Origin of the sequence: Trebonia kvetii (genome assembly GCF_007827045.1) — a bacterium.
GTDB classification, from domain to species: domain Bacteria; phylum Actinomycetota; class Actinomycetes; order Streptosporangiales; family Streptosporangiaceae; genus Trebonia; species Trebonia kvetii.
Map to the genome: position 1 here is coordinate 403,593 of NZ_RPFW01000007.1, position 16,876 is coordinate 420,468.

14 protein-coding genes are annotated in these 16,876 nt (G+C 61.8%); 11 read left to right on the forward strand and 3 right to left on the reverse strand.

All coding sequences use genetic code 11. The features are described from left to right. Positions 1-9: 9 nt before the first annotated feature. The 11 genes from EAS64_RS33895 to EAS64_RS33940 all read left to right on the forward strand — a co-directional run bounded on the left by EAS64_RS33895 (position 10) and on the right by EAS64_RS33940 (position 15,434). Complete coding sequence (locus tag EAS64_RS33895; RefSeq protein WP_145859699.1) at positions 10-369, forward strand: hypothetical protein; 360 nt, start codon at positions 10-12, stop codon at positions 367-369. Between the two features lie 53 nt (positions 370-422). Next, positions 423-605, forward strand: a complete 183-nt coding sequence (locus tag EAS64_RS33900) for a hypothetical protein (protein ID WP_145859701.1) — start codon at positions 423-425, stop codon at positions 603-605. Continuing rightward, positions 605-1,108 (forward strand): hypothetical protein, encoded by a 504-nt coding sequence (locus tag EAS64_RS33905; RefSeq protein ID WP_145859703.1) that lies wholly within the window; start codon positions 605-607, stop codon positions 1,106-1,108. Before EAS64_RS33900 ends, EAS64_RS33905 begins: the two co-directional genes overlap by 1 nt. Positions 1,109-1,154: 46 nt before the next feature. Beyond that, positions 1,155-4,196 carry a hypothetical protein gene (locus EAS64_RS33910; protein ID WP_145859704.1) on the forward strand — a complete coding sequence of 1,014 codons (3,042 nt, stop codon included), beginning with the start codon at positions 1,155-1,157 and terminating at the stop codon, positions 4,194-4,196. A gap of 3 nt (positions 4,197-4,199) precedes the next feature. Then, positions 4,200-7,226: a beta strand repeat-containing protein gene (locus tag EAS64_RS33915; protein WP_145859706.1), complete on the forward strand. Its 3,027-nt coding sequence runs from the start codon at positions 4,200-4,202 to the stop codon at positions 7,224-7,226. Positions 7,227-7,253: 27 nt separating this feature from the next. Further along, a complete protein-coding gene (locus EAS64_RS33920) occupies positions 7,254-8,735 on the forward strand; it encodes a hypothetical protein (protein ID WP_145859708.1) in 1,482 nt (493 codons plus the stop codon). A gap of 3 nt (positions 8,736-8,738) precedes the next feature. Further along, on the forward strand, positions 8,739-12,566 hold the full coding sequence (locus tag EAS64_RS33925; RefSeq protein ID WP_145859710.1) for an Ig domain-containing protein: 3,828 nt from the start codon (positions 8,739-8,741) through the stop codon (positions 12,564-12,566). 2 nt (positions 12,567-12,568) lie between these two features. Next, positions 12,569-13,825 (forward strand): hypothetical protein, encoded by a 1,257-nt coding sequence (locus EAS64_RS33930; protein WP_145859712.1) that lies wholly within the window; start codon positions 12,569-12,571, stop codon positions 13,823-13,825. A 20-nt stretch (positions 13,826-13,845) separates the two neighbouring features. Then, on the forward strand, positions 13,846-14,352 hold the full coding sequence (locus EAS64_RS33935) for a hypothetical protein (RefSeq protein WP_145859714.1): 507 nt from the start codon (positions 13,846-13,848) through the stop codon (positions 14,350-14,352). Between the two features lie 68 nt (positions 14,353-14,420). Beyond that, complete coding sequence (locus EAS64_RS44090) at positions 14,421-14,597, forward strand: hypothetical protein (RefSeq protein WP_187366370.1); 177 nt, start codon at positions 14,421-14,423, stop codon at positions 14,595-14,597. 210 nt (positions 14,598-14,807) lie between these two features. Then, positions 14,808-15,434 carry a glycoside hydrolase family 25 domain-containing protein gene (locus tag EAS64_RS33940; RefSeq protein WP_145859715.1) on the forward strand — a complete coding sequence of 209 codons (627 nt, stop codon included), beginning with the start codon at positions 14,808-14,810 and terminating at the stop codon, positions 15,432-15,434. A gap of 78 nt (positions 15,435-15,512) precedes the next feature. Here EAS64_RS33940 and EAS64_RS33945 read toward each other — a convergent pair whose 3' ends face one another. From EAS64_RS33945 to EAS64_RS33955, 3 genes are read right to left on the reverse strand one after another with little or no spacing between them, the layout of a single operon-like run. Then, positions 15,513-15,908 (reverse strand): hypothetical protein, encoded by a 396-nt coding sequence (locus tag EAS64_RS33945; protein ID WP_145859717.1) that lies wholly within the window; start codon positions 15,906-15,908, stop codon positions 15,513-15,515. After that, the gene (locus EAS64_RS33950; protein ID WP_145859720.1) at positions 15,909-16,589 is read right to left on the reverse strand and encodes a hypothetical protein; all 681 of its coding nucleotides are present in this window, start codon (positions 16,587-16,589) and stop codon (positions 15,909-15,911) included. It abuts the gene before it with no gap. Beyond that, entirely contained in the window at positions 16,586-16,864 is a 279-nt protein-coding gene (locus EAS64_RS33955) for a hypothetical protein (RefSeq protein WP_145859721.1), read from the reverse strand. The genes EAS64_RS33950 and EAS64_RS33955 overlap by 4 nt, the downstream gene beginning before the upstream one ends. Positions 16,865-16,876: the final 12 nt, after the last annotated feature.

Genomic DNA, 16,876 nt, shown 5'->3' on the forward strand with positions numbered 1-16,876 from the left:
GATCTAATCATGCGCGTAACTCTTGACACTTCCGACAACTGGGCTGAGCTGCGGGAGGTCGCCGACCTCCGCAGGCCCGACCGCCTTGCGGTTAACAAGGCGATCAGCCTTTCGAGCGACGGCGAGGGCCGGGCGATCATTCCGGGCTCCATGGAGGATGACATGGCGACGGCACTCCTGCCGCTGGTCATCACCGAATGGTCGCTGCCTTACCCGGTCCCGGCTAAGCGGCCCGACGCCCTCTCGTTCCTGACGCTCGAGCAGGACGACGCCCTTCGGGCGGCGATCGTGCCGCACCTTAAGGCGATTCAGGGCGTTAACGCCCCGACTCCGACTAACGAAACCCCTACGGCGCCCTCCGCGAGCTAAAGCGTTTCCTCGCGGGGGTTCCGCACGATAAGGAAGTAATTCCTTTCGACCTTATGACGTACGTCGTGTACGCCGAACGGTGGGGCTGGACCCCGGAGCAGGTTGACCGCCTGACTCTCGACCAAGAGGACTGGCTGATGCCTATCGCCTTGGCGTTGGACGGCGAGAGGGAATACCGGGAGAAGAAGGCCGCGGAAGCGGCTGAGCGGAAGGCTAAGAGTAAGAACAGGTCTTAGTGGTAACTGTATCTCTTGTTGTTGACGACGCCGACTGGGGCGGCGCGCTCGATAACTGGTTGGTGCTTGCGCACTTGGAGGGCGTTAACGCCAACCTCGAGGGCGCAAAGCTAATCCAGCGCAAGACGCGGAGCCTTCTTTCCCGTTACCACCACCGCCCCCTTAGCAGTACCCCCTCCCCCATTGGTGAGCCGCCCGCGATGATAAGCGGGCGGCTTGCTGCGTCTGTAATGGCAGAACAGGACGGGGATGACGCCGTTGTTGGCCCTACCGAATGGGCCTCTTCCACTAACGGGCCTTACGGCCGGTTCCTCGAGCTGGGCGGAGTCCATAAGGGCGACATGTGGTGGTGGGAAGACGGCTACTGGCATAACGCGCAGGAGCTTGAAAAGCTCCCGCGGCCCTTCCTTAAGCCCGCGACTGATGACGCGATCAAGTCGGGCGAACTCACCGAAATTTACTGGCGACGCTGGCTTATAGCACAGCAGATGGCGACCTCTTAAATTGGCAACTGCCGCTTACCTACCTCCTGTAGAGACTCGTCTCACGATGAATCTCAAGGAGTTCGCACCTAAGATCGCGGCTGCCAAGAAGCTCATCGACGGGCTTAACAGCAATGTTGTCATCAACATTGACGCGGAAGTCGCTGCGGCTGAGGCGAAGATTAAGGCGCTTAGGGATATGGCCGGGCGCCCGGTCACGTTCCCCGTCAGGGCTGATATCGGCCAGGCTCGCACTGCTGCCAGGGTAGCGGGCAGCGAGTTCTACAGGACGATTAGCGGACTCACCACGGGCCGCTCTAGCGGCTTGCCGCCTGCTTACCTCAAGTCAATACAGCAGCGGATCGCGCAGCGGGTTGCAATGACCACGGCCGAAGTGATGGCCGATGAGCAGAGGGCCGCTAGCTCGGGCAGCAACTTCTTCTCCTCCATGCCCGGATGGGCTGGCTGGCTTGGCGCCCTGTTCACGAACAAGTCGCCGGTCCCGCTTTTCGGCAATGCCCTCAACCTGGCGTATAACGCCATTAGGAAGACCGACTCCGGTCTGCCGACCGTCATAAGCCATCTCGTCTCGATGAGTGCGGGATGGCACCTGGCGTCTGAGGCTGTTATCGAGTTCGCCGCGGTCTGGGCTCCGGCGTCTATTGCCCTTACCGCTTTCGGTGCTGCCGCTTACCCGACTGCGTTGCAGATTTACAAGCAGCTCAAGAACATGAACACGGCGGCGCAGGCCACGGGGCAGCAGTTCACATCGCTGGCCACTAAGGGCCAGTCGCTTAGTCAGGCTGTTAAGCCGTCCGTCCTCGAGGCGTTCGGCATCGCGCTCTACACAATCCAGCGGAACAGTGGCCACCTGGCGGGGCCGCTGGCGTCTATTGGCCAGTCGATCGACCAGATCACGGCCAGGGCGAGTGTCGCCCTGTCGCACACTAACGGGTCATTCTTCCAGACCGGCGCTCGTGACGTTGGGCTCTTGATGACCGCGTTCGGGAACCTGTTCGGCATCTTCGGCGCACTAGCCAGGGCCGTTCCCGGCTACGCGGAAGTCCTGCTCACCTTCGGGACTCAGATACTCGGCTTCGGCGAGCGCGTGGCGCAGGGCATTGAGCCAGCTCTCGGATGGTTCCTTAAGCTGCACGGGGCGATCTTCTATGGCGGCCTCTTCGGTACTGCCGCCGCGTGGGGGTTCACCAAGGTTGTCGCCGGGCTTACGTCGATAACGGAAGGCATCGCCTCCCTGGCGGTCAAGGCCGGATTGGCGGAGCCGATCATTGCCGGGCTCGGCAAGGTTCTCCTGTTCCTCGACACGGCCGGTTCCGGCCCGGTCATCGCAGGCGTGGCCCTGGTGGCGGGCGGACTCGCGGGCCTGATCATGTACCTGCGTGCGGGGCGCACTGCGGCTCAGGCGTTCGGCAGCTCCATGCAGCAGGCGCTTTCAACCGCCTCGGCGGGTCAGCTTCAGGGGCTCCTCAAGGCCGACACGGCCGCTAACGCGGAGCGGCTCGCTGCGGCAACTCAGACCCTCACCGCCGCACAGAGCGCGTACAACGCCACCCTTAAGCGCGGAGAAGTGTACGGCAACCCGTACATGCCGACGCACCGCGGCGGGCTTTCCCTGCCGGGCCAGAATGCGGCGCTTAGGCAGGCCAACCAGGCCGTCGATGGCTACCGGGCTAACGCTATGCAGCTCTCGAGCGAGCAGGTAAACCTTCACTCGAACCTTGCCAGGATCGCTCATGACTTTGGGGTTAGCCTTCCGAATGCACTGGGATTGGCCAGTGCTGCGCAGGTTACGAACAATCAGCTCTTGGGCAGCGGAGCCGATAACCTCGCGCAGATCGAGGCGCTTATCAACGGCTACATGACCCAGCTCAAGGTGATGACGGATGGCACGGGGAATCTCGGCAGCGCCCTTCACGCCCTTAACGTAACTACCTCGAGCCAGTACCAGGCAATCCAGAATGTCACGGGCGCCTATTCGACGTGGATCGGGATTGTCACTGGCGGAGACTCCGCCTTCACTACCTTTGAGCAGGGGCAGAAGACGCTGATCACCGACCTGCAACAGGGCGGCGAAAAGGTCCGCACCACTCTTGGCAAGATCAGTGACAGCTTCACGACCGTTAAGTCCACCCTTAACGGGACCTCGGATTCCTCGCTTGCGGCGAGGCAGGCATTCGATGCACAGATTAACTCGGCGGTGTCGCTCTATAACGCCCTCGCCACTATGGCGGCGGTGTCGGGCAATAGCGCCGTAGCGCAGCACGCCCTTTACCAGGCCGGTAAGGACATTGTTGCGCAGATGCTTCCGCTTGCCGCCGGGTCGAAGCAGGCGGCCACCATGGTTTACGCCCTTGCGCAGATCGCCGGGTACGCGGGCGATAACTCTCTCGCGGGAATGTCTAAGTGGCTCGGCCACACTAAGAACGCGGAGAAGGATCTTAACAAGCAGCAGGGCATTCTTACCCAGTCGACCGCAACCTTGTCCCAGGATGCTAAGAACCTGGCTTCCGGCCTTCAGGGTGTGCTGACTCAGGCGATGGTTAACGCCATCGCCAATACCGCGCAGCTTAACCAAGCGACGCAGAACCTTTCGGATGCGTTCGGCAAGTCGCACGGCAAGATCAATTCCAATGTGACCCAGATGGCGAACAACTACATTCAGTCGCTTAAGCAGATGGGTTTCTCTAACTCGCAGATCGAGGGCGCTCTTGGCGCCCTGGCGGACACGTTCATGCATAACCGCACCCAGGCCCAGAAGTGGGCGGATCAGATAGTGACGCAAGCCGCTCGGGCGCAGGCCGCCATTGATGCGATGCACGGCAAGACAATAACGGTCAATACGATTCAGGTAACGCAGGCCCCGTACGTCGTAACCCAGCCGCCGCCGCAGGGCGGCCACCATGGCGGCGCTACAGGATTCCTCAAGGGCAGCGGAGGCTTCCGCGGATCTGGCGCCGGAGGCGGCCCGGCTGAAATACACAACCATGTGCATCTGGACGGCAAGGAGATTTACCGCTCCGTCCAAAAGAACGGCATTGAAACGGAACGACGGACGGGCACTAATGGCCTCGGCAGGAGAACTAGGTAATTCGTGGGCAACGTAACCGTTGATTTCACTAACGTCCTTACGGCGACAGACCCGCTCGGTGCGGGCCTGGTCCTGTCCGAGTTCCCGCAAGTCACCCCGATTCCGTTCGTGGCTAGCGCCACTTGGAATCAGCTCCTAACTAACCTGGCGCCAGGGCACATGCGCGCCTCGCTCGCCTGGTATGGCGGTAATCCCGGTTATGGTGCGGGCGGTTCCAGTCGGGCGCCGGGCACCGCCGCCGCATTGGTGAAGGCGATTAAGGCGTCCGGGGCTGTCCCGCTGATCTCATTCAACGGCGACACTGACGACAATAATTTCTGGCCGAATGACGGCGGTTCCCTTGTCAGCTATTTCAACGCCGGAGGCGGGCGTAATGGCGGTCCAGTTAAGTACTGGAGCATCGGTAATGAGGCGAAAAGTCCTAATGCTGGCGGTAGTGCCTACAACCTGAATGCTACCGGCCAGGGGTCAGCTAGGGCCACCCTTGCGGCGATGCTCGCCGCGGACCCGACCATTTGCGTCGGCGCCCCTGCGGCGTCATTCTGGGATACCAGCTTCCTTTCATGGGCTGCGGCCAACCTGCCGGGCCTCGGCGGCCTTAGCTACCATGCCTATGACGCGCTCGACACGCAGGGCAACGACAACGGCCACGGCGGTTTCTACGACACCGCCGAGTATTACAACCAGACTGGCACCATGCGGGGCTACAAGTCGGGCATCCTGTACGGGGTCGAGGAACTTAACGTCAACTTTGACACTAAGGCCGCTGCCACTGTCGCGTTCGCGTCCTCGTGGAAGAACACATGCTGGATTGCCGACGTGCTCGGCCAGGTTCTTTCCTCCGGCGCGCACCCCACCGTCTATTCTGACACCAACGATCCCGGCTTGTCGATCATCAGCAACGGCACCAATGGTGCGCCGTACCCTTACGGCACCCCCATGCCCGCCTACTGGGGTATTGGTATTTGGACTGGCATGAATAGCCAGTTCATGCGCTATTCAAACAACTTTGTTCACGCCAGCACCACCTACACGAATACCAGCGTTAGCGTTTACGCCTGTGATAACGGCAAGATCATTGCCATTAACAAGGATACTGCTAGCCATCCGCTTACCATCGCCCTTACGATTCCCACCGGCACGACCAGCGGCACCTACAACGTGTGGGCCAGCAACGCCAATAGCCCGACCTCCGCTATCACGCGGGTCGTTAATAACGCCCAGTTCTCCGGCTCCACGATTAACTACACGATTCCGGCTCAGACGGCGATCAGCATTGACGTTACCGCCTCGGGCTTGGTCGGCAACCCCGGCGGCGGGGGTGGCGGTGGCGGCTCCATCGTGACCAGCTCGTCCACGCTTTCGGTTGTCCAGAGCAGTACCGGCACGGTCGCAATCTCGCTGTCCGCGGCACCTGTCGTCAACGTAACCGCGACCATCACCAGGACGGCCGGGAACACCGGCCTGTCGGTCAGCTCGGGCGGCACCCTCACTTTCACCCCGGCCAACTACGCCACCCCGCAGAACGTCACGTTTACGGCTGACGCCTCCAGTACAGGCGCCGCAACCTTCACCGTCAGCACTCCCAGCGGGAGCGGCTACCCGAATACCACCATCACGGTAACCGAGACATCCTCCGGCGGCGGCGGTGGTGGGGGCGGTGGTGGAGGCTCGGCACTGCTGAGCCAAGACTATGAATCAGGCACTAACGGCACCACCATAACGACGGGCAACTCTGGCGGTACTGGCCGGAACGCCTGGGATCTGGTGTCCGCCACTAACGGCGCGACCGTGCAGTATTCCAGCGCGCAGGCCGCCAACGGCGCCCTGTCCGGCGCGTACACCACTAGCGGCACCGCGGGCGTGGCCTACACGCAGTGGTCGTCCAGCTCGGTTGGCTCGCAGCCGGTCATCTATGGCCGGACTTACGTCTACCTGACTGCCAATCCGACGACCGACACTAACATTGTCGAATTCTGGAATGGCGGCACTTTCGGCGGCGGCGTAATGATCGCCAATAGCGGACAGTTGCGGCTCCAGAATGCGAGCTTCGGAGAAATCGGCGGCGGCCCCACCATGCCTACCGGCCAGTGGTTCCGGCTGGAATGGACGATTAACGCCGGGGCGCCCGGTGTTGCTAGCGCCACCGTCAACTGGTACAACTCGCCGAACGGCACGGCAGTCAGCGGCACCGTCACTGACACTGGCGGGCAGTACGGCACGAGCGGCGTTATCAGTGAGACTCACTGGGGCTGGTGCAGCTCGCACGCCAGCCAGCCGACAATGTACCTGGATAACGCGGCTCTCTCCACCACCGGGCCTCTTGGCCCCGTGGGCGCACCGCCAGCGGTAATGGTCACTAACCCCGGCCCGCAGACGGGCACGGTGGGAACGTCGCTTTCGCTGTCGATCACGGCGACCGGATCGTCTCTCACCTATACAGCTAGCGGCCTTCCTGCGGGCCTCTCCATTAGCTCGACTACCGGCGCGATCTCGGGTACGCCGACAACCGCGGGCGCTTACTCCGTAACCGTCACGGCGACCGACCCGAGCAGCAACAGCGCTAACGCCACGTTTACGTGGACTATCGCTAACGCCGCCGGTGGCGGCACGCCGGGCACCATCCCGGCTATTACGGTGACCGCTACCGCTGGCGGCAACGCCAGCGCCGGAATCCTGCTGCGCGTCTTGGCGCTCAATAACGCAGCCCTCCCGGCTTTCCCCGTCCCGCCTAACATCGCCTCCCAGTCGGCTACGGGCGCGCATGAGGCGACGATCATTCCGGCGCTAACCGGGTCATTGGCCCTGGCCGCCGAGATTAACTTCCCGGCCACGGCTGCCGCCCCGGTGGCGGCTGCTGGCAACACGGCAATCGACTCTGTAAGTGACACCGTAAGTAGCACCACACAGGACTACGGCTACGGCACTTTCCAGAGCACGGCCACGCTTACGGCCGGAACTCCATTCACAGCCGGGTCAACAGATGCCGCCGCGGGCGGCGTTGCGGTGCTTGAAATCCAGCCTGCTTAGGCTTTAGAGATAAGGTAACAACGTTAATTGACTGACCTCGCGCTTTCGGCACTTGCTGTCCTGACCAACCCGCAGAAGAACGTCAAGATAGCGGTTCTTGATCCGAATGACACGAGCACCGTTCCGGCTGGCGCCTCGGGCTCCGACAAGACGATGCCCATTGCCTCTATGGCTAGCTCGGTGTTCGGTGTCCTGTTTCCTTCGGCGGACAGTTCGGGGGCAACGGACACGGCAGCCATTAACGCTATCTGCCAGGCAGGCAGGACGGCGTATCTGGTGCCCGGCACGTATTACGTGACCAATCTTCTGCCTGACAGCAACGGCGGCATTATCGGCTCGGGACCGGACACCGTTCTCCAGTCGGTTTCCGGCACCACGGGTGCCGTTATCGCCTGCAAGACTCCGGCCACTACGGTTCAGGTCACGATCGCCAGCCTGACGATTATCCCGAACACCGGGTCATCGCTCATGGGTATCTACCTGGATAACACTGGCTTTAGCGGAAACCCGTCCGACGTGCGCCACACGATCCGCGATGTCTGGGTTTACCAGGCGAGCGGCGATGCTTTCAAGTTCGGCACGAACATCCGCGGCCTGGTCATGCGCGGCGGCGGGCAGTACCACGGCCAGGGCTACGGCCTGAACGTCACCAGCGGTGCGACTGATAACTTCTTTACCGATGTTATCTCCGGCTGGTCTGCTAACCACGGCTTTAACTTGGCCGGTGGAAACAACATGCTGAAAGGCTGCAAGGCATTCTTTGCGGGCTACAACGGCTCGACCTGGGGTACCACACAGTGCGGTTTCGAACTGCCGAGCACGTCGACCTATAACGTCCTGGTCGGCTGCTCGTCTCAGCAGAACGCGCTTCACGGCTACGATCTCCAGTCCGCTTTGCACTGCACGCTTTCAGGTAACGAGGCGGACAGCAATGGCGCGGGGACAACAGGTGGCGCGGGTGTCAACACGAACGCCGCGACCTACTGCTCCATTTCGGGCACCACCGGAAACAACAATGGCGGCCTTACGCCCGCGGCGCAGCAGTACGGTATCCAGGTTGCGGGTACGCAAACGGGAACGGTCTTCAACTTCAACCCGGTTACGGGCACATCCGGGCCATTCAACTACGTCTCAGGCTTCGGGTACACGTACCTGTCACAGACGAACTCTGACTTTTCGCAGGCGTCATTCTTTAAGACTCCCGCACTTGTCCTGGCTGCTGACTCGGTGCAGACCGTCACGTCCAGCTACACGATTCTTACCGCGACCGATGGCAACTATGCTGCCATTCCGGTTACGGCGTCAGGTGCCGTTACCGGCGTGATTCTTCAGGCGCCGTCGAATGCCTGGACGAGAGTTACCGTCATTAATCAGTCAGCGTTCACCATCACCTTTGCCGCATCAGGAACTAGCCATGTGGCGGATGGCACGTCCAATGTGATACCGGCGCTGACTGCGCGGACGTTTGTTTACGACGGCAACACATCGCTCTGGTACAGGGTCGCTTAAGGAATGGCAAAGTTCCTTACCGAGGCTGGCGGCGCCCTCCTTACGGAGGCCGGTGGCGCGCTTCTAACTGAGTCAACGATCACCATTGACCCGTCCAGTCCCGCGGTGGTGTCGTCTGCCTCGCTCAGCTCGGGCGTGTCGTCGGTCACTACGGCGTCCTTCCTGCCGCCTCCCGGCACGCTTCTGGTGGCCATGGTGTCCGCGTCCGGCAACCCGTACTCGGCGGCCTCCATGACCGTCACCGACTCGTACGGGCTGGTCTGGACCGAGGTCTCCAATGCCACGCAGCCGGGCAACGGCTATGCGGGCATCTGGGTTGCGACCGTCCCTAGCGGGCTGACTCTCTCCACGGCAAGCCTCCCCGGCGGGACGGCGGGCAACGGCTACGCCGCCGCCATCGCCGCCGCGGGCGGCTTCCAGCCTTACACGTGGTCTCTGGCCTCCGGCTCCCTCCCGGCCGGGCTGAACCTGAATGCCTCCACTGGCGTCATCTCCGGAACGCCTACCGGCGCGGGAACGTCAACGTTCACGATCACCGTGACGGACGCCTCCGGCGCTACTAAGACATCCGGTTCGCTTAGCATCCCGATCAGCTCTGTCATCGCTTCCGGCGTGCAGCTCGCCGGAAGCTGGATCGGCAACGGCGGCGCATACACGTACGGCACGCTTCAGATGAGCGTGAACAACACCGAGCATGACTGGCTTTTCGTTGCCGCGTCCTGGCAGTCGGGCCAGGACGAAGCGATGGCGTTCATTTCCGATGACGTGCATAACGCTTACCGGCCGCTGTTCTATACGCCCGGCGATAACATTCACACGCAGGTCTGGGCGGTGCCTAACGCCAAGGCGGCCAACTACGTCTACGTGTCCACGTCGGCTTACGTCCGCTATCTGACGGTGCAGGTGCTTGACTTCTCCGGCCTGTCGCCCGGATGGCTGGTTGACGTTATCACCGACACTCCGGCTAGCGGCGCGTCTTCCTCTTTCACGATGAACATGACCGGCACCGGACCCGACTTTATCTTCGCGGCCGGAGCGTTCTCCGGAACGCCGGAAGGGGTTGGCCTTAGCGGCACGGTTAGTGGCGGCTCGACCGGATGGAATTACGTTCCTGGCCAGGGTAACGGCGCCACGCCTTACGGCATTAGCCAGGCGACAGCGTGGGCTACTTCTACTAGCGCGCCGACTTCGGCGCTTACCGTTTCCGGGGCATCGGTGCGCCCGTTCTCGGGCGGCATGGCGTCTGTATTCCTTGGCCGCGGGCCTAGCGCTAACACTAACCGGGCATTCCCGGTGATATCCGTTCAGGCTGCATTCGGCTACACGAACGGCAATCCCTCGTCGCTGCCGAACTGGACGGATATCTCGTCAAGGTTCCTCGGGTTCGAGGGGCAGCGCGGCAGGAATTTCGAGCTTGACGAACTGGCAGCCGCGGACCTGACGATAGAACTCGACAACTTTGACGGCGCCCTCACGCCGTTTAACTCCGGCGGCTACCCGGTTGACCTTGTAACTCAGATAAGGGTTTTCGCGGACTGGCAGGGCAGGCGGTACACGCTCGGGTCCGGCCTTATCATGGCACTCCCGCAGACGTTCGACTTCCAGCGCGGCATTATCAAGGCGAAACTCTCAGACGACTATTCTAAGCTGCCGCAGATTCTCATGCCGTCGTGCATGGTTGCGGAGATGCTTTACGATAACCCGCTAAACCTCTGGCCGCTGAATGACGCATCCAACGCCTTGCAGGCGTCCAACTGGTCAGGCCGGAGCACGGCTATCCTTGTGCCGGTCGCGGGCAAGTACGGCGGGGGACTGTCGGGGAATACCCCGTCAACCGGGTTCGGCAACTCGCTTAACAGTAACGGCTGGACGGCGGGCCTTAACGGCACGACAGACACCGTATGGGGCAATTACGCAAGCCTGGTCAGCTCCAGCTATGTCAAGGGAACCGCCCTGGTCGACGGGTCGGACGATAACCTGCCGTGGACTAGCACAGGTGCTACCTATGAATTCTGGGCAGGGCTTAACCCTAGCGCGGGCGGCGGGCTCGGGACTTTCGGGGCAACCCTCATGGCGCTCGGGGATGACAAGGGTGCCAATGGCGGCGGCAACTTCCTAACCCTGGCGATGCTGTCTCTTCCTGCGGGTACCTCTAACCCGGCGTTCATTTGCTTCGCCGGGGGAATGAGCTGGGGTGCGTCCCACTCGATTCCCATTCCGATCACGACCAGCCAGCAAAACCCGTGGCTTACGCTGTGGCACCACTACGCGGTTTCCATCTCCACGGCGGGCCAGGTTACCGTCTACATGGACGGCAACCAGCTCACCACCTTTAAGGGGAACTTCCCGTCTGGTGTCCCCACGCGGCTCAGCTTCGGCGGCGACCCTAAGCAGCCGCCGACGTTCCTCGGAACTAACTCGCCCTTCCAGTGGGCCAGCCTCGCTCCCGCCGGTTTCTGGACCGGCAACCTGGCTAACTGCGCTGTCTATGACAGGGTGCTCGACCCGGAGCGGATTCAGGCGCATTTCCTGTCCGGCAGTACCGGCTTTGTCGCGGAGAAGTCAGGTCCGCGCATTCAGCGCTTCCTCACCTACGCCCGCTGGGCGGGGCCGCAGGCGATCGAGAAGGGCTCAAGCCGCCAGCAGCAGCTTAACTACCTCGGCGGCGGTTACGGGTCCAACGGTATTTCCGGCGCTATCGGCCAGTACAGGACGGCCGGGGGAGGCTTCACCGACCAGGGCGCGCAGGTGGATGTTGCCGTTCAGGATGTGGCGGCCGGAGAGCTGGGGCTCTTGTATGTGGCGTTGGACGGGACATTGACTTTCCGGCAGCGGGACGGTCAGTACAACCGCCCGGTTCTCTGGAATATCGGTGACCAGGATTACGCGCTTAACGACCCGAAAGACTACCTTAAGTGGCCCGCAAGCGGCGGGCAGAACTTGACTGCCACGGTAAGCAACACATGGTCTTACGCGGGCGGGTCGTGCGGGCTTCTCACTGTTACGTCTAGCGGTAATGCGTATCCCAATACCACTTGGACCCGGACAGGGCAGACGGTAGGCGGCTCCATGTGGGTCATGTCGCCCGGCGGTGCCTGGGTCCAGCCTGTCTTTGACTATTTCGACAGCAACTCGTCATATCTCGGCGGCTACTATCCAAGCGGTACATGGTGCCCTCCGCTTACGCCGACTTTCCTGCAAATCCCTCCCGTGACCCCGGCAGCGGGAACGGCGTGGGTGAATTTCCACCCGACAATCATCCTCAACCCTGCGGTCGGTACTCAGGTGTACGTCGACCGGCTAAGGCTAAGCCCAACCGGATTCGAGGTCGGGTACGAGCCTGACCTTGAGATAACGACTGACATCGGATTCCTTTACAACGATATCGCGGTCACCCGGAATGTCGACCAGGCTACCTATCGGGTGAAAGACACGGCCAGCCGGGATAAGTATTACCCGCGGGTTTTCACCAGGACCATCTACTCGGACACGGCCGACGCGCAGGCGGTTGTCGACCTGGCGAACTGGCTGCAAAACGATTACGCCATGCCTAAGCAGCGGGTCAGCAAGATGACGGTTAACGCTGCGGCCAATCCCGACTACTGGCCTTTCGTGCTCGGCGCCGACATCGGCGACCTTGTTTCATTCCAGCGCAACCCGGTGGGGGCTAACGGGATTGCCGGAGTCCACATGATCCTGTCAATTGACTACAACTTCGCGCCCGACGTGGGGACGTTCAGTTATGTACTGGCGCCGGTAACTGACCTGGGAGTGCTAACCCTTGATGATCCTGTTTACGGCCTTATCGGGGCTAACGAGCTGGGCTGGTAACGATGGCTGGCATCGGATTCTATGGCGGTTACGGTCCCAACTTCGGGGGACTCGATTACAACTTCGGCCCTGCCGGGTGGAATGCCGGGCAGACCTGGCCTTTCCGTAGGTCAGGCCGCGTCCTGGCGTGGGACATGAACCGGCAGCTCAGCCAGGCGATTGCGTTCCTGTCCCGGCCGCCCATGTTCCAGGGCGTCCAGTACACGGCTCAGAGTGTCACCACCAGCTTCACGGCGCCGATCACGCTGGACTCGGAGATCACCGACTCATGGCGGATGCACTCGGTTCAGTCGGACACGTCGCAGGTGATCGTCCCCAAGGGGACAGACGGCATCTGGCTTGTTCAGGGCACGGTGCCGTTCGCCACGTCGGCGTCCGGCCACTACTACTCGTCACAGATCATCTACACGCCATCCGGCGGCAGTGCTCAGGTGATCAGCGGTGAGCGGGTGCAAGCGAACGCCACCCGCGTTGAGCCGGGATGCGCTGACCTGATCGCGGTGTCCGCCGGGGACACGCTCCAGCTCGCCGGATTCCACACCACCGGCAGTGCCGTCAACACATGGGTCAGCACACCGGCCACGCCCGCGGTTGCCTATAACGACTTCGCAAGCCCGCTGTTCACAACCCGGTGGGTGGCCATGGCCAGCGCCACGAGCGCACAAAACGGCGTCGTTAACGTCCCGGTGCCTTACCAGTGGACTAGCGCCGATGAGGCGCTATACACCCGTCAGGCGGTGCAGCTCGCCCTGCCTAACCCGATCACGTGGAGTTCCCTTGAGGAAGCCACGGCGGCTCGGTTCAATACGGACATCCGCAATAGCGTGCTGTTCCTTAGCAATGTTCCCGTCATGCGGGTACAGGCTAACGGCTCGCCCGGCTCTATCGCCTCCGGCGGTGCGGGGAAAATAACCGGACTCCAGTCGACTATTGACAACTGGGGCGCGTGGAGCGCCACCACAAACACATGGACCTGCCCGCTAAGCGGTCTTTACCTCGTGTACGGCCAGGTCGGTTGGCCTGCTCAGGGCGCGGCGTTTTCGACGGCGGCGCAGGTTAACGCCAACCTGTCCGGGTCTAGCGTCAGCTACCAGGGGGCGAATGCTTACTCGACAACCCCGGCCGCGATCGTGTTTAAGCAGATGCGCTTTACGGCAGGCGACACAATGCAGCTTTACGGCTACCAGAATTCCGGTTCGTCTATCGTCCCGTCCATCCTCACTAACACCCGCCTGTTTACTCTCTGGATGTCCGCCTAATGCCACTCCAGCCCCCGGTTGTGAAAGACTGGACGGCCCGCACTGTCCCGCAGCCGAGCGACTTTAACACTTACATCCGCGATGCTTTCAACTTCCTCACTCATCCGCCCACATTGCGCGTCTCCCAGAACGCGGTGCAATCCATTCCCGCCGGGACATGGACGGTGCTAACCATGGGGAATGTCATTGAGGATGGCTATTCCGGCTGGCGTACCGCAGCGGGAAACCATTATGTCGCGCAGGCCCCCGGCTGGTATGCGATAACCCTGTTCGGCAGTGCGGCAATCGCCGCTACCAATATGGGGCGGGTCGGGTTGCAGTACCAGATTAACGGCAACGTTATCGGCCCGTTTGAGTTCAACCAGTCGGAGGCGGGGCAGAATCCGTGGTCCTGGGACGCCTATGACGAGACGTACCTTGAGGGCGGGGACAGCGTTTGGCCGATGATCTTCCATTCGGCGAGCGGCAGCGTTAACACTTCCCTCCAATTCCCGTCCGCGTTCGAGGTTACCTGGCGGTCTAAGTAATGCATACCGCAGTCGACATATCCAGCATCATCCTCGCCCTTACCGCCCTAATTGGAGGGATCGTCGCAGTGGTCGCCTGGTTTTACAAGAAGGGCGGCCATGAGCGCGCCCAGGTCGAGGCGCTTAACCGCAACACTGAGGCCACGATTGACGTGGCAACCAAGCTGGACGATTTCAAGACGGTAGTTCTTGAGATGTTCCATGTGCTCGACAAGCGGGTTACCAGGCTTGAGGACCGGCCGTAATGGTAGTCATTCGCTGGCTGGTCGATAACATCGCAGGCAATCTCATCGTTGACAGCCTGTTCTCAATCCCGGCCGCCATCAGCTTCATCAGACTTCATCGCAAAATGAAACACCAGCACGGCATCATAGCCGAGCTGGTCAGCAGGATCGAAAACCTTAATAAGCCAGATGCTAGTTAAGGGTTAAGGGGATCAAATGACAAACGTTTACATGTTCGATGACGCCAACTGGGAACTTATCCCGCCGGACGCGGCGGTCATCGCCGTCTACATTGACGGCACTTACAAGAACATCGACCAGCTTAAGGCGAAGTTCCCGCACGCCAGGTTCATCACGATTGCCGTCCGGGCGTCCGATGACGCCGACGCGTTGGACGACGAGCCGGGCGACGCGACTAACGACGAGCTTAAGGGCTGGGTTGCGCGCCAGCACGCCCGCGGCGTGGTGAAGCCGATCATCTACACGTCGGTTAGCAACATCGACTCAGCATTCGCGGCGACAGGCGTCACGCGAGACAAGATCGAACTCTGGTCAGCCCACTACGGCCAGGGGGATCACATCTGCGGCATTGCGACATGCGGCCTTTGCCGCAATACCGTCGACTGGACGCAGTTCACCGACAAGGCGAGAGGAATCTCACTCGACATGACAGACATGGGCGCTGCGGCGCCAGCCAAGCCAGTTGTCACCATCCCCGAGTCCGCGCTACAGCATGTGCAGCATGACATCGCGGAGCTGGCCGCCGACATGGCCAAGGTCCAGGCCGTAGAGGCGGACCTTAAGGACGCCGAGAAGATGGAGGCCGAGATCTCGGCGTACGTTAAGCAGCACGGTTAACTTACGGGCCGCGGATGATCCCCCCGCGGTACGTACGGGAAAGCCCCGGAGGTTTATCCTCCGGGGCACTTTCCTGTTCTAGCGGTAGGTCCCGAACTGCATCTCGATCTTCGCCTTCATCCCGCCGAAGTCTGTCAAGTAGCCGTCCGGAATCCAGTACTTCGCTCCGCCCAGTCCGGTCAGCTCGAATGTCGGCATTCCGCTGAACGGTGCCCGGAGATCCGTAAGGCGCTTGATGATGATCTCGTACCGCTGATAGAACGCTGTTCGGCATAGCTGATCTGTCGGCGCCGTAAGGTCGGGCTTGATATACCCGACCATGCGGACGAGAAAGTGGGTATACTGTCCTTCCTCCGTGAACACCGTCACCGGGGTCACGTCGCTGCGTTCCACCCACATCAGGTCGGCTAGCTTCTCCTGGTAGAGCGCCGCCAGATCGTACGCCTCCGGCCTCGCCGTTGTCGTCGCCGTCATCTAGCTCTGCCTCAGGCCGATCCCATTGAGCGCCCCGGTCGGGGCGGGGTCTTTTCCCTCAGCCGGGAGCGGCCACTCGCCCCGGTACGCCTGGCCGATCGCCCGCTCTTGGGCCATCGACGCGGCGATTCGATCGGCGTCGCTGTAGTCCGGCTGCACGGCCCCAGGAGCGCCCCTGCCGCGTCGGCGGGAGTCGGCGATCTTCTGCCCTCGCTCACTCAGGCGGGCTTTCTTGTCCGCCTCCTGGGCCGCCTCGGCGGCAATCTGGAGCATATACATGGATGCCTCAACCACGATGGCGAGGAAGCACGCAGGAAGGGCGGACAGCAGGGCCGCCACGATGCCGTTTTGGAGTGTGGCGTGAATCGCCCATGCCCACTCCAATCCGAAGTAGGCGTTACCCGCTACGGTGACGATCACCCCGAACCACAGTGACCACCACAGCCACTTGGGTACATCCTTGACCCCCTTGCGGACGGCGAACAGGATCGCCAGGGACAAGACCAGGATGGGCAGGTCAAGCACCAGTGGCGTCATCCGGGCGTCCGCACCGGACTGCCCGGTGGCCATGCCGAGAATGTAGATGTGCTGGTAGCTGGTCGCGTAGCTAAGCGCCAGATAGGTGATGGAGAAGAGGGCAGCTAGCGCGATGATCGCGCCGTCTACGCTTAGCCGCTTCACTGGTTAACATCCTCCGTTAGTCGAGCGGGCAGGTAAGGACGCACCGGGTTTGGTAGCGCCTCGAGGTCGTACATGGTGATGTCGTGTCCGCGGTAGTCGCGGGGCGTGACCCGCTCAACCGCTCCGGCCGCGTACACCGGGTACGGGCCGGAAGGGAACGGGTCACCCCGGAACGCCTTGTGCTCACCGCGCCCCTTGGTGATCAGCCGCGCCAGTGCGGCCAGGTAGTCAACCAGCCGCCGACCACGGCGGGCATGGGTGTGACGCTCGTGCATGGTTAGCTCCCT

What these genes read in the sequence shown, in the direction of transcription:
- EAS64_RS33895 (WP_145859699.1), top strand. Translation starts at nt 10, where the DNA reads ATGCGCGTAACTCTTGACACTTCCGACAACTGGGCTGAGCTGCGGGAG.
- EAS64_RS33900 (WP_145859701.1), top strand. Translation starts at nt 423, where the DNA reads ATGACGTACGTCGTGTACGCCGAACGGTGGGGCTGGACCCCGGAGCAG.
- EAS64_RS33910 (WP_145859704.1), top strand. Translation starts at nt 1,155, where the DNA reads ATGAATCTCAAGGAGTTCGCACCTAAGATCGCGGCTGCCAAGAAGCTC.
- EAS64_RS33925 (WP_145859710.1), top strand. Translation starts at nt 8,739, where the DNA reads ATGGCAAAGTTCCTTACCGAGGCTGGCGGCGCCCTCCTTACGGAGGCC.
- EAS64_RS33930 (WP_145859712.1), top strand. Translation starts at nt 12,569, where the DNA reads ATGGCTGGCATCGGATTCTATGGCGGTTACGGTCCCAACTTCGGGGGA.
- EAS64_RS33940 (WP_145859715.1), top strand. Translation starts at nt 14,808, where the DNA reads ATGTTCGATGACGCCAACTGGGAACTTATCCCGCCGGACGCGGCGGTC.
- EAS64_RS33945 (WP_145859717.1), bottom strand. Translation starts at nt 15,908, where the DNA reads ATGACGGCGACGACAACGGCGAGGCCGGAGGCGTACGATCTGGCGGCG.
- EAS64_RS33955 (WP_145859721.1), bottom strand. Translation starts at nt 16,864, where the DNA reads ATGCACGAGCGTCACACCCATGCCCGCCGTGGTCGGCGGCTGGTTGAC.